14 protein-coding genes are annotated in these 11,519 nt (G+C 44.5%); 8 read left to right on the top strand and 6 right to left on the bottom strand.

All coding sequences use genetic code 11. From position 1 onward, the window contains the following. Positions 1-79: 79 nt before the first annotated feature. Genes DV872_RS11935 through DV872_RS11925 form a run of 3 tightly spaced genes read right to left on the bottom strand, consistent with a single transcriptional unit; the run spans position 80 to position 2,925 of the window. A complete protein-coding gene (locus DV872_RS11935) occupies positions 80-847 on the bottom strand; it encodes a YaaA family protein (protein ID WP_114630163.1) in 768 nt (255 codons plus the stop codon). 7 nt (positions 848-854) lie between these two features. Beyond that, entirely contained in the window at positions 855-1,682 is an 828-nt protein-coding gene (locus DV872_RS11930; RefSeq protein WP_114630162.1) for a PTS sugar transporter subunit IIA, read from the bottom strand. Position 1,683: 1 nt separating this feature from the next. Beyond that, a complete protein-coding gene (locus tag DV872_RS11925) occupies positions 1,684-2,925 on the bottom strand; it encodes a cation:proton antiporter (RefSeq protein WP_114630161.1) in 1,242 nt (413 codons plus the stop codon). Between the two features lie 125 nt (positions 2,926-3,050). Between DV872_RS11925 and DV872_RS11920 the strand changes: the two genes are divergently transcribed. Continuing rightward, the gene (locus DV872_RS11920; protein ID WP_114630160.1) at positions 3,051-3,485 is read left to right on the top strand and encodes a YHS domain-containing (seleno)protein; all 435 of its coding nucleotides are present in this window, start codon (positions 3,051-3,053) and stop codon (positions 3,483-3,485) included. On the opposite strand, the gene DV872_RS11915 is transcribed toward DV872_RS11920, so the two are convergent. Both DV872_RS11915 and DV872_RS11910 read right to left on the bottom strand, forming a co-directional pair. After that, positions 3,468-5,498, bottom strand: coding sequence for a hypothetical protein (locus tag DV872_RS11915; RefSeq protein WP_114630159.1), 2,031 nt, complete (start codon positions 5,496-5,498; stop codon positions 3,468-3,470). The two genes, DV872_RS11920 and DV872_RS11915, sit on opposite strands and share 18 nt — an antisense overlap. A gap of 80 nt (positions 5,499-5,578) precedes the next feature. Beyond that, complete coding sequence (locus DV872_RS11910; protein ID WP_114630158.1) at positions 5,579-6,070, bottom strand: DUF523 domain-containing protein; 492 nt, start codon at positions 6,068-6,070, stop codon at positions 5,579-5,581. Positions 6,071-6,232: 162 nt separating this feature from the next. Between DV872_RS11910 and DV872_RS11905 the strand changes: the two genes are divergently transcribed. From DV872_RS11905 to DV872_RS11885, 5 genes are read left to right on the top strand one after another with little or no spacing between them, the layout of a single operon-like run. Continuing rightward, positions 6,233-6,679, top strand: coding sequence for a hypothetical protein (locus DV872_RS11905; protein ID WP_114630157.1), 447 nt, complete (start codon positions 6,233-6,235; stop codon positions 6,677-6,679). Between the two features lies 1 nt (position 6,680). Continuing rightward, the gene (locus DV872_RS11900; protein ID WP_114630156.1) at positions 6,681-6,902 is read left to right on the top strand and encodes a helix-turn-helix transcriptional regulator; all 222 of its coding nucleotides are present in this window, start codon (positions 6,681-6,683) and stop codon (positions 6,900-6,902) included. Next, a complete protein-coding gene (locus DV872_RS11895; RefSeq protein ID WP_158546937.1) occupies positions 6,899-7,573 on the top strand; it encodes a DUF4386 domain-containing protein in 675 nt (224 codons plus the stop codon). Before DV872_RS11900 ends, DV872_RS11895 begins: the two co-directional genes overlap by 4 nt. 3 nt (positions 7,574-7,576) lie before the next feature. Next, positions 7,577-8,554, top strand: coding sequence for an NAD(P)-dependent alcohol dehydrogenase (locus DV872_RS11890; RefSeq protein ID WP_114630154.1), 978 nt, complete (start codon positions 7,577-7,579; stop codon positions 8,552-8,554). 24 nt (positions 8,555-8,578) lie between these two features. Then, positions 8,579-9,139, top strand: a complete 561-nt coding sequence (locus DV872_RS11885) for a GNAT family N-acetyltransferase (protein ID WP_114630153.1) — start codon at positions 8,579-8,581, stop codon at positions 9,137-9,139. A 19-nt stretch (positions 9,140-9,158) separates the two neighbouring features. On the opposite strand, the gene deoC is transcribed toward DV872_RS11885, so the two are convergent. After that, positions 9,159-9,926, bottom strand: coding sequence for a deoxyribose-phosphate aldolase (gene deoC / locus DV872_RS11880; protein ID WP_114630152.1), 768 nt, complete (start codon positions 9,924-9,926; stop codon positions 9,159-9,161). A gap of 192 nt (positions 9,927-10,118) precedes the next feature. Between deoC and DV872_RS11875 the strand changes: the two genes are divergently transcribed. Beyond that, positions 10,119-11,000: an AraC family transcriptional regulator gene (locus DV872_RS11875; protein WP_158546936.1), complete on the top strand. Its 882-nt coding sequence runs from the start codon at positions 10,119-10,121 to the stop codon at positions 10,998-11,000. A 112-nt stretch (positions 11,001-11,112) separates the two neighbouring features. Next, entirely contained in the window at positions 11,113-11,496 is a 384-nt protein-coding gene (locus DV872_RS11870) for a hypothetical protein (RefSeq protein WP_114630150.1), read from the top strand. The last annotated feature ends 23 nt before the right edge of the window (positions 11,497-11,519 follow it).

Genomic DNA, 11,519 nt, shown 5'->3' with positions numbered 1-11,519 from the left:
ATTTCTCAACTTTCCAAATCCTGAAATCAAACAAACCCAGAGCTATTTAACTGTTTTTTTGAATATTTGATTAACGGTTTCAGTCTCTGGTAAAAATCCAGTTTCCACCATCACTCAGATCATTACGGAATTCATAATTATAGGTAGGAGTATTCTTTAAAACATCAGGATTAAGTATCTTTTCACTCAGTATTCGTCGCAGCATCTCGCCTCGGGCTGTTTTTGCATACATGCCTACAGTTCTGTATCCCGATGCGGATTTATCCTTGAAATGGAAATTAATAATTCTGCAGTTCAGGCTCTTTTGGTTGATAGTTTTTGAATACTCAGCTGAAGCCAGGTTGATAACAACTTCATCTCCCTGATTTTTCATATTCTCAGCAAGAGATTCAGTAATACGGGGCTTCCAGAATGCGCTAAGATTCTTTGCATCCCCTATGGAAAGTGCAGTTTTCATCTCCAGCCTATAGGGGGAGATCAGGTCCATTGGAGACAGCAGCCCGTACATGCCCGAAAGGATGCAGAGATGATTCCCGGCAAAAGCCAGACTTTCCTTATCCAGGGTTCCCGCATCAAGTGCCAGAAAGGATGTTCCCGAGTAGGTAAACAGTGCAGGCTTCCCGGAATGTCCGTCAAAATCTCTGACTGCAATGTAAGTCTGATCAGAGAGAGGCTCACTCATCTTCATCAGCGTCCCCAGTTCCTGGCTGCTGAAGTCTTTCAATATGTTGTTGAGCATACGGGCTTCATTAAAAAAGCGGGGAGTTGTGTTCGGGAGATCTGCTGAGACAGGCAGACCGCGGGATTCAAAGTTCATCTGTTTGGTAGGAGAAAATAGTATCTGCATAGGAGACTTACATCATCTTCATGGTGCCTTTCCACAGCTGGACAGGAGTGACAAACAGGGCGGCTCCCTGCTTCTTATCCAGATCTCCGGTGATGGATTCGATCCCCTCTACAATGCTGTCGATGGAGGACTTGGGAATGAGAGCCTGCAGGGTTTTACTGCTGTTGGTTCTGTCATTCATAAATCCAAGGAAACCGGCGAAGAGGGGTACATTGGAAATGTACTCTCCCATACCATAGGAATCTGCAATATTGGCACCTTCAATACCCTTCTGCAGGAACATTTCCAGAATGTCATAAATCAATTCTTTATCAAAAAGGATAAGAGTCAGAAGACTCATATCCTCTTTCTGTTTCAGAGTACTGGTCCCTTCGGGATTAGCCCTTGAGATAAATGCCTCATACAGTGCCAGCTCTGTGGGTGCAGCCAGAATTTCAGGTCTCACACCGGGAAGAGAGAGGGTTCTTGAGATATTAGCCAGAACTTTTAGATGACTGGCGGCCTCCCCTTCGGGAGCAAGGATCATAAAAAAGAGACGGGCTTTCTTACCATCAATGGATTCATAATCAATACCTTTCTGGCTTGTGGCCATAGAGATTACAAACTGTTCCAGACCGGGAACCTGAGCATGGGGTATTGCCAGCTGGCTTCCGATCCCAGTAGAACCTTTTTCTTCTCTTTCATTCAGCCTCTGCAAAAGTATAGTGCGGTCAACTCCTGAGGCTGCTGGATGCTTCATGGCCAGATCGGCCAGAGTTTCCAGGACATCCTGCTTACGTACATCGCTGATATTTGCTTTACAGCTTTCTGGGTGAAACATGCTTTGCAGGTCCATCTTATACCTCCATATTATTGCCGCGGATCAAAGCGAACTTTGAAATGGGCGGTCCGAAAATTTCATTAACAAAAACCGACATCAGAATGATGCTGTTGAGCGATGTGATAGCAATTACAACTTCTGGAGCCACTTCGGGTCCCATATGCATTCCCGATACAATATCCATCAAACCGATGGCCACACCAGCCTGAGGCAGCATACAAAATCCAAGATATTTTTTTATCCTGGGTTCCGATTTGACGATTGCACAACCTGCATAGACTCCACCGTATTTCCCCACGGCTCTGAAAAGAATATAGACAGATCCCATCAGAAGAATCACAGGGTTCAGAAACTGAGTGGGATCCAGCTCCATCCCCGCCAGAACAAAGAACATGGCATATAAGGGAGGAGTCAGGGGCATCAGGATATTAAAGATTCTATGATTACGGGGTGACAGGTTGATAAGAACAGTTCCTGCCGCCATATTTGTGAGAAGAGGAGACATTCCCAGTCCCATTACCAACACGGTCATGGTAAAAAAGAATCCCAAAGTTACAATGAGGGTTTCATTATCATTGTGTCTTTTACAGGTGGCTCTATGTATCAGATAACCACCCAGGGCACCGATTCCGATCTCCAGCAAAATATGGGCTATGGCAGCCATGGCACCATGATTCCCGCCTGTGATACCCAGCATGGAACCGGCAAATGAAAACACCACTGAAAACAGAATCACACATCCCGCATCATCCAGGGCGACCACACCGTAGAGCATGTCGACAAATTTACCGTGGGCTTTAAGATTCTGCACAATATGGACTGTTGCAGCAGGAGCCGTGGCAGATGCAATGGCACCGGCCAGCATGGCTACAGGAAAGGGCAGCTTCAAAAATGTAAGTGCCAGGGTAACCATGGTAAAAGTGGCTAGAATCTGAACCAGAGTTATTATTGAAACATCCTTACCAAGACGCTTCAGCTTTGATAATGAAAATTCTCCACCGATTGTGAGAGCAATAAGTCCCAGTGCTATATGTGTAAAGATTCCAAGGCTCTCTTCCACTTCATGAGGAACAATATGGAGAAAGGATTTCCCGATAATAAGACCGGCAAAGATATAACCCGTGATCTCGGGAAGTTTAATAAAGCCGGCAAGACGGCCCAGGTAGTAACCCGCAATAAGAATCATCCCGGCTGCGAAGAGAGGATGAAGGTGCAGATACTGCCATAATTGCTGAAATTCATTGATAAATTCGTTCATGGTTCGACAAGTATAGGGTCTGGATTAATCCCTGTAAACAGGAAATATTTTTTCTTGGTCTGTCCATATCAGTTGAAATGGTTTTTGCATCCCGAATACCTTAGACTATAGGTTTTGGAGTATATATGAGAATAAATATAATGCTGTTTTCACTGTTCTTTCTGCCATCCGTACTGATGGCGGGAGAGATAAACACTGACCGGAAGAATATCGCCATAGATGGGTATGATGCCCTTGCCTATCATCTGCAGAATAAGGCAGTGAAGGGAGTCAGTAAGTTCAGCATTGAATGGAAAGGTGCTGTCTGGTACTTCAGCAGCAGTGAATACAAGGAGCTGTTTAAGGAGAATCCAGAAGAATATGCCCCCCTCTACGGGGGACATTGTGCAAACGGCCTATCAGATAGACATAAGGTGTACGGAAATCCTGAAATCTGGCTGCTTCAGGAAGGAGAGCTGTTTTTCTTCTACAGCCGAAGGGGACGCCGGGCCTGGATTGCTGAAACTGATACAAAAAGACAACAGGCCGACGAGTACTGGAGATTAGTCCAGTTCGACTGAGGCTATATAATTTATCAGCTCTCTGTCTGCCTTGAGAATGGCAGCCTGTTTCTCCTCAACCCGTGAATTCAGATTCTGTATATCTTCTTCCTGCTTTTCCAGCTGTGCCGCATATTTGGCAAACAGATCAGACTCCTGATCCAGAACTTTCATATTTTCACGGACTCGGTTCTGATCTCTCTCCAGCCTGCTGATCTGAGCAGTGAGAGAAGAGGATTCTGACCTCAGCTGCTCAGACTGCCTCTTTAATGAAGACATCTTCTGAAAAGCCTCTTTCATCTGTTTGGATAGATTACCCCATTCCAGATAGTAGGAAAAATCATTGATTGAAAGATTTCTAAGACCGTAGTCTCTGGAGATAATATACTCTTCCTTCACGAGTATGGGATCGTCCCAGCTTTCCAGAGTAAAGCGGTAAGCAGTGGGAGTTTCTTCATCAATTTCAGGATTCTCGGTTAAAGACCAACCGCTCTCTTTAGGATGGATCAGAATAAGCTCTTTCTCCTCTCCGCTGACAGTGTAATGACTCTCCCTCTCCATCTTATCAACTCTCTCCAGCAGACCGTCGCTGATCTTGAGGGATATAATTCTCTGGGGCAGACTCTCTACAGATTTCTGAACCTCCAGATTTCCATGAACCGCATAGCTGAGAAAGCGTTTACTTCCGGGGATCATATCGGGAATAAGGGCATCCCCGGCATAGGACCGACCCTCTGATACAGAGACAGGACCAGCCGCCCAGTGGGCATCTCCATCATTTTCCAGTCGGATCGACTTGAAAACCAGTCCACCCGAGGAGGGATCATAGATCCCCAGGGTTGTCCCCACATTTTCCGTGCTGATTATGGGGATCATGGCAGAAGATCTTGATTCAACTGTCACAGGAGAGTCCACTGTATAGCGGTAGTAATTTCCGCTTCTCACAGCCGTTGCCCTGGATTGCATAGGAGCAGGTTCATAGGACTCTTCGTAGCCGTAATAATCATCCATCATCATTTCTGATTCTTCGTACATGACTGAAGGAGCTGCCATGGACTTATAGGCAGATCCCGCATTGGGGGAGGGAGCAATACCTCTGTCATACTCAACAGCACCCAGAGGTCCGGCTGTGGGGATATCAACAGTATCCCTGTGTACATAGCGGGGCGATGCCAGGTCCATAATAAAAGCGTTGGGTTGACCGGCCACAAAGCTGAGGTTTACATCCTCCCAGGCTTCGCTTCCTGTATTCTGGACAAGAGCCCATCCTTCAAGACGGGGAGTTCCTTCCTGATCAATAACGATTCTATAACTAGTCTTCCACAGTGGAACGGCACGGATATAGCTGAGCCTGACTGTTCTTGTACCCTCTCCCTTTAATGATATTTTCAATAGACGGGAGGACTTTATCCTGGAGCGGGCTATCTCACCCAGAGCTTCAAGGAGTTCTTCCTGAAGGGTTTCATCAGAGAATTTCAGATTTACCAGAGTTGAAATATCAATACTCCTGAGACCATCTGCATTCATCAGGTTCAGGATTGTCCTTGAATTACCATCAGCATCCCGCTGATCTTCCACAGAGAAAATATAGCCCGAGTAATCACCCTCAGAATTAGCTACAGTAACCTGCTCGCCCTGGGTGCCGGAAAGGAACTGCCTGATACCGGGTGATCCCGAAGGATTGACCCTCATATCCGATAGAACAGCATTGAGTGGATTCTCACTGGCAAAATTAACGGAGTCCACTCTTCCGCCGTCCAGGTCCTCCACCCTGAGAGACTTTAAAATATCATTAACGTCCTTGTGTTCAACAGGGAACAAGAGGACCTCATTACCCGTAACCTCAGTCTCTTGTACAATCTGAGCCAGGCCGGCACTGTACAGAGTGACCGCCTTCACAGGCATATCACTTTTTATCTGCTGTGAGCTGACGGGCCTGTCTGCAGAGATGGATTCGGAAGATCCCTCTCCGGCGCTTAACGCCGGAAAGCCGATGGAGAGGAGAATGACGAGAACTTTTGTAAAACGATTCATAGAATTCAGCTTAAAACATCAGTCCCAATTCAGCAATAGGAATTAGAACTGCAGACGGCATACGAGCAGCTGGCAGCCGCCTATGAGTCTATCGAATGAAGAGCTGAATCCGCTTCTTTTATAGAGTGCTGTGTAAATACCTGAATGCCGTGTTGTCTGAGCAGAGCTGCTGTAACACCTGCACCGGCATTTTTAACAGCCTCAAAGCGGCCGTTGTATATCAGACTGCTGCCGCAGGAGGGGCTTCCGTCAGCCAGTACCGCAACTTTTATATTATGCTCCCGGCAGAGTTTTAAAGCCGTTTCGGCTCCTCTGACAAAATACTCTGTAACATCCAATCCATTAATATCTGCAACACAGCTGCGCCCCTCAAGAACATCAAGACCCTCTCCTTCTGTGATCTCCGCGGGAGCTCGGGGAATAACCATCCCGCCATCCACCTCAGGACAGCTGGGCAAAATGCGGTCTTCCAAAAGCCATCTGTCCAATATCTGAGAGCTGAGAGCAAGAGAACTGCCGTTATATCTGACTTCCCACCCAAGGAGGCAGGCACTAATTAAAATTTTATTCATGAATATTACCCCCTTAAACAGTACCAAAGACCTAAAAAAATTGAAACATTCATATTTTAAGCATAATTAATTTGACATAATGTATAGTATGCTTTACATTATGGTTATCAGAACATACAAATAGTCACAAATATATGACTATAAAGTCTATGGAGGACAATTATGACCTTTCAGGAAAAGAGAAGTTTAGGTTTACTCATCAGCAATGTAGCTGTTTCAGCCATCTATTATTTAATTGTTTACAATAAGTTCCAGGCAGGAGAACTGGGAAGCCTTGGAGATACACGGATGTGGGCCGCTATTATTCTCCTATCCATCCCTATCTATATTGCTGCCAATATTCTAATGATGATAATGGTCAACATAATCCAGGCAATTGCAACTCAGGAAGAGCCTAAGGATATTGTGGATGAGATGGACAAGCTGATTGAGCTCAAAGCCACCCGGAATTTTTACCATACATTTATGGTCGGATTCATGCTGGCTCTTGGTTCCCAGTATCTGAGGATGGAAATTCATGTAATGTTTATCATCCTGATAACAACCTTAGTGCTTGCCGGTATAGTCAATGAGATTTCCCAGCTGTACTTCTACAGAAAGGGGGTCTGATATGGCAAAATCCAAGGTTGGAAATCTGATCAGGAAATTCCGCTTTAACAATGATGAAATGACACAACAGCAGCTGGCAGATCTGGTTGGGATAACAAGACAGACCATAGTAGCCCTGGAGAAAGGAAATTACTCCCCTTCTCTGGAGCTGGCATTCCGAATTGCCAGGGCTTTCGAAGTACCTCTGGAAGAGCTGTTTTATTACGACGAGGAAAAAAAGTGAAAAACAGCAGGAAGCTTTCAATAGCAATTGGCTGCTTGATAATTACCAGTCTTATTGCCGGAATACTTAGCTCAGTACCCGCATTAGAAAAGCCGGACTTTCTTATCACATTGGGATCGAAAAATGTGCAGGTATTAATAGCAGTATTTTTTCAGAGCATTATGGCTGTTTCATATACATTTATTGCTGCATTGCTCTACCCGATTGTAAAAAAATACAGTGAAAATGCAGCCATTGGATACTTCAGTTTTAGAATAATTGGAGCAGGGTTTCTTTATATAGGGATAGTCACTCTTTTATCACTACTCTTCTTCAGTAAAAGTTTTATTTCTGCGGGTCAAACGGAAGCAGCATTTTATCATACTACATCTGAATTGATCAGATTAGTTAGAGACTGGCTGAATCATGCCGGATTGATTTTGCCCTGGAGTATTGGTGGGCTGATACTTTATCATTCACTCTATAAGATAAAAATCATTCCTGAATGGTTATCAATATGGGGAATTATCAGTTCTTTCCTGACAATGATAATAACATTTTTATTTATCATGGATTTAGTAAAAATTACCAGCGTGATGTATTTTGCTTTTAATATGCCGGCAGCCTTTTTTGAGATTACATTAGCGGTATTTCTGCTTGTTAAAGGATTCAATTCAAATTATGGAGATTAAACTATGAAAGCCATTATATGTACAAAATACGGAGGACCTGAAGTCCTCAAATTAAAAAATGTTGAGACCGCCAAACCCGGCAACGGAGAGATACTTATAAGAACCTATGCCACCGTGGCATCACCTCCTGACTGTGCCAGCCGTTCAGGTATTCCCCGGATGATCCGTCTATTTACAGGTTTCTTAAAGCCTAAAACTCCGATTTTGGGAGATTCCATGGCTGGGGAAGTTGTAGAGATCGGTAAGGATGTTACAGGATTCAAAAAGGGTGATAAAATCTTCGGAAGCACCGGCCTCTCTATGGGAGCCTATGCCCAGTATAATGTTTTGAGTGCTCAGGAAGCGCTGGCTTCAATACCGGAAAATATGTCATTTGGCGAAGCTGCAGCCATATGTGACGGAGCCATCACAGCTCTCCCCTTCCTACGGGATGCCGCCGAAATAAGAGAGGGTCAGAAGATTCTGATAAACGGAGCCTCCGGTTCTGTGGGAACCTATGCCGTACAGCTGGCGAAATATTACGGTGCAGAAGTGACTGGAACCTGCAGTGAATCCAATGCTGAGATGGTCAAATCCCTTGGAGCAGATCATGTAATCGACTACCGGAAAGAGGATTTCTGTAATAACAAAGATTCCTATGACATCATCTTTGATGCTGTGGGTAAGAGCAGCTTTTCAATATGCAGAAAAGCCTTGAGAGAAGGCGGGATTTACCTGACCACCGTACCCGACCTGAATATTTTGATATCAATGATCTTTACATCCAAAAAAAGTAAAAGAAGAGCCCGCTTTGAGGCTACAGGATTGAGAAAAGCTGCAGACAAAAAAGAAGATTATCTGTTTTTGAAGCAACTTATTGAAGATGGTTTATTAAGAACTGTAATTGACAGAGAATATCCGCTTGAGCAGATGGCGGAGGCTCACAGCTATGTCGAGATTGGACATAAAAAGGGCAATGTGATAATCAATATAGAAGACTAATATTTGTTTAAACGAGAGGCGGACATGAAGTATTTTCCAAAAATAAAAGGCAAAAACCTATATCTTTCACCTATCAACCCTGATGACTATGAACTGTACACAAAGTGGATCAACGATCTCAGCACCTCCATCCCCCTGGGTGGAGCGACCATGACCTACTCCCTGATGAAAGAGAAGGAACTTTTGGAAAAAATATCCAGGGAAGAGAACATGTTTGCCATCATCGATACAGCAAGCAATGAAGCCATCGGCAACTGCTCCCTGTTCAACCTGAACCAGATACATGGGACTGCGGAGTTGGGAATTTTTCTGGGTGCTGCCGAAAGCAGAGGTAAGGGCTACGGATCTGAGGCCATTGAACTGCTCCTGAACTATGGATTTAAAATGCTGAATCTTCACAATATCAAGCTGGGAGTCTTCTCATTCAATGAGAGAGGAATATCCTGTTATGAAAAATGCGGTTTTAAAGAGTTCGGCCGACGCCGGGAAGCATTCAGAATCAACGGACGCTACTTTGATGAGGTCCATATGGATATTCTGGAACAGGATTTTGATCCTGATTTCGTAATCGAAGAGCTTCCCTGATAGTCTCTTCCCTCAGGCCTTAGTAGCCTCCGCCGATCTCGGCATCCGTCGGGGTGATTTCCTCAAGAGTCTTTCCACTGGCAAGTACTGCGGCTGCCTCATCGAGAATGGCCGCAGTTGCGGTCGCTCCGATCCTGCTTACACCGAGAGACCGGACATAGAGAAGGTCACGAAGAGTTCTCACTCCTCCCGCTGCTTTGACCTCTATATGATGGGCGGTTACTTTGCGCATGAGTTTTAGATGCGGGGCTGTGGCTCCCTTATAGGAGTACATTCCGTTTTCCTGTTTCACAAATCCATAGCCTGATGAGGTCTTAACAAAGGCAACATCCACCGCATTACATATCTCGCATAACCGTGCGATTGTATCTTCTTCCAGATAATCATTTTCAAAAATGACCTTGAGTATGGCTCCGCCTCTGTCTGCAGCGTCCTTCACCTGATGCATCTCATCCTGAACAAAGTCAAAGTCCCCGCCCAGAGCCTTGCCAATATTGATAACCATATCGATTTCCACGGCTCCATCCCGGCAGGCCTGCTCAGTCTCTGCAACTTTGATGGCGGTTGTACTGTTTCCATGGGGAAATCCGATAACAGAACCGACCTTCACATCCGTTCCTTTCAGAAAAGCTGCAGCTTCCTTTACAGAATAGGGCTTCAGGCAGACCGAAGCAGTATCATATTTTTTTGCCAGCTCACATCCCTCTCGGATAATGTCATCGGTCATTGTGGGATGAAGCAGAGAGTGATCTATCATCTTTGCCAGGTCTTTAACGCTTATAGCCATAAGAAACTCCTAAATAAATTTCACTTCCGGAGCGATATGATCACTTCGGTATTTTTCCTGATCAGAACCTAAGATTACTCACTCCCCCCTCAGAAGTACATGACTCAAACTGCAATAAACATATCTAATTCTGCAATTGGACATTGTTTCTATATTGATTTAATAGACATACAGATCTATCCTTCCTCTATTATGGGTAGAGATCTGCAAATAACAAAAGAACGAATTCTACGCCACAGTTCTGTAGGATTGGAACTCCGAATCCGTCCGGTTTTTGATGATTTTCACCGCCTGACAGTCAAGGAAGACTGTGATTACCCGAAACATAAACACCTGAGCTATGAATTGATCATTTCCGACACCGGCAACTATCAATGCACCCTGAATGGTTTTCATCTCACCCTGAATCAGGGAGAATTTCTAATTATCAAGCCCGGTGATTCACATATAGATCATTTTCACAGAGACCAGAAACATTATGTCCTCCATTTTTCACTCAGTCTTACAGGCCGTTCGGGCAATCAAAGTCTGGATCTTTTTAAAGAAGGGATTCCTCCGGATCTTCAGTGCAGCCGCCGGTCGGAATTACAAGCTGCCGGATTTTTTATAAAACTGGAAGAAGAATTGAAAAAAGAGGACCTCTACTCAAGCTATACACAAGACTCAATGTTTGAAACCTTTTTCTGGCAGCTTGTAAGGGAGTTACCAGCCAGAGCCCTGTCCTCAAGGTTCAGGCAGCTCTCGGAACAACAGGATTTTCATTCAAGACTGAATCAGATATTTGCCTTGAACCGGCATGAAAATATGAGGGTAGCCGAGATGGCAGAGAAACTTTGTATATCAGAAAGAACACTGGCAACCCGCTGCAACGAACTGATGGGCCTCAGCCCCTCCAGAGCGTTTACAGATTATCGGATACACAAAGCCGCCGAACACCTTCTAAGTGAAAAACTGAGTATCAAAGAGACTTCCGCCATATTCGGCTTTGAAAATCCCTTCCATTTCTCAAGATTATTCAAGCAGATAATGGGATGTTCACCGAGAGAGTACATTTCCGACAAAAAAGAACAATAACTATTCTTATATATTTACCTGCAAACAAATTAAATTGATAAAAACTTGATTCCATAAGTACAGAACAATTAGAATTAATGGCTGGTTCTATTTAAATCTCTGGAGGAAAAATATGGAAAAATATATTTCATCCGGCCTGAGGGGCTTATTTCGTATACACTTTATCACAGGCGTTCTTTTCGGACTCGTCTATCTGTTTGCAGCTGAGATCTATGGGGAATTGGTCAACTGGCCGGTTCTGGACCCGGCAGCTTTCAAACTGATAGGTGCAGCCTTAGTAGCATTCGGCTGCAGTTCGGGTTTTGTACTGAAAAACCCTGTATGGGAGAGAGCCGAAGTCATTGTGCTGAGTGAAATTATATGGACTGGACTGGCAGGTCTGGTGATGCTGTGGGGGATGCTGTTTGCAGGCCTTCCGGTAATCGGGTGGATGAACACGGGGCTTATGTTTTTCTTTGCTGCCGGCTTCACATATTTTTACTTCAAAGAGAAATAATGTTCCTGAATTAAATCCATCTT

The sequence above is a fragment of the Oceanispirochaeta sp. M1 genome (assembly GCF_003346715.1).
GTDB lineage: Bacteria > Spirochaetota > Spirochaetia > DSM-2461 > DSM-2461 > Oceanispirochaeta.
The sequence above is the reverse complement of the archived record's forward strand: the minus strand, read 5'-3'. Positions and strand labels throughout refer to the sequence as shown.

Excerpts from the sequence above, each read along its gene's own strand:
- DV872_RS11920 (WP_114630160.1), top strand. The coding sequence starts at position 3,051 with ATGAGAATAAATATAATGCTGTTTTCACTGTTCTTTCTGCCATCCGTA.
- DV872_RS11925 (WP_114630161.1), bottom strand. The coding sequence starts at position 2,925 with ATGAACGAATTTATCAATGAATTTCAGCAATTATGGCAGTATCTGCAC.
- DV872_RS11885 (WP_114630153.1), top strand. The coding sequence starts at position 8,579 with ATGAAGTATTTTCCAAAAATAAAAGGCAAAAACCTATATCTTTCACCT.
- DV872_RS11905 (WP_114630157.1), top strand. The coding sequence starts at position 6,233 with ATGACCTTTCAGGAAAAGAGAAGTTTAGGTTTACTCATCAGCAATGTA.
- DV872_RS11910 (WP_114630158.1), bottom strand. The coding sequence starts at position 6,070 with ATGAATAAAATTTTAATTAGTGCCTGCCTCCTTGGGTGGGAAGTCAGA.
- DV872_RS11870 (WP_114630150.1), top strand. The coding sequence starts at position 11,113 with ATGGAAAAATATATTTCATCCGGCCTGAGGGGCTTATTTCGTATACAC.
- deoC (WP_114630152.1), bottom strand. The coding sequence starts at position 9,926 with ATGGCTATAAGCGTTAAAGACCTGGCAAAGATGATAGATCACTCTCTG.
- DV872_RS11915 (WP_114630159.1), bottom strand. The coding sequence starts at position 5,498 with ATGAATCGTTTTACAAAAGTTCTCGTCATTCTCCTCTCCATCGGCTTT.
- DV872_RS11900 (WP_114630156.1), top strand. The coding sequence starts at position 6,681 with ATGGCAAAATCCAAGGTTGGAAATCTGATCAGGAAATTCCGCTTTAAC.
- DV872_RS11930 (WP_114630162.1), bottom strand. The coding sequence starts at position 1,682 with ATGGACCTGCAAAGCATGTTTCACCCAGAAAGCTGTAAAGCAAATATC.
- DV872_RS11890 (WP_114630154.1), top strand. The coding sequence starts at position 7,577 with ATGAAAGCCATTATATGTACAAAATACGGAGGACCTGAAGTCCTCAAA.
- DV872_RS11875 (WP_158546936.1), top strand. The coding sequence starts at position 10,119 with ATGGGTAGAGATCTGCAAATAACAAAAGAACGAATTCTACGCCACAGT.
- DV872_RS11935 (WP_114630163.1), bottom strand. The coding sequence starts at position 847 with ATGCAGATACTATTTTCTCCTACCAAACAGATGAACTTTGAATCCCGC.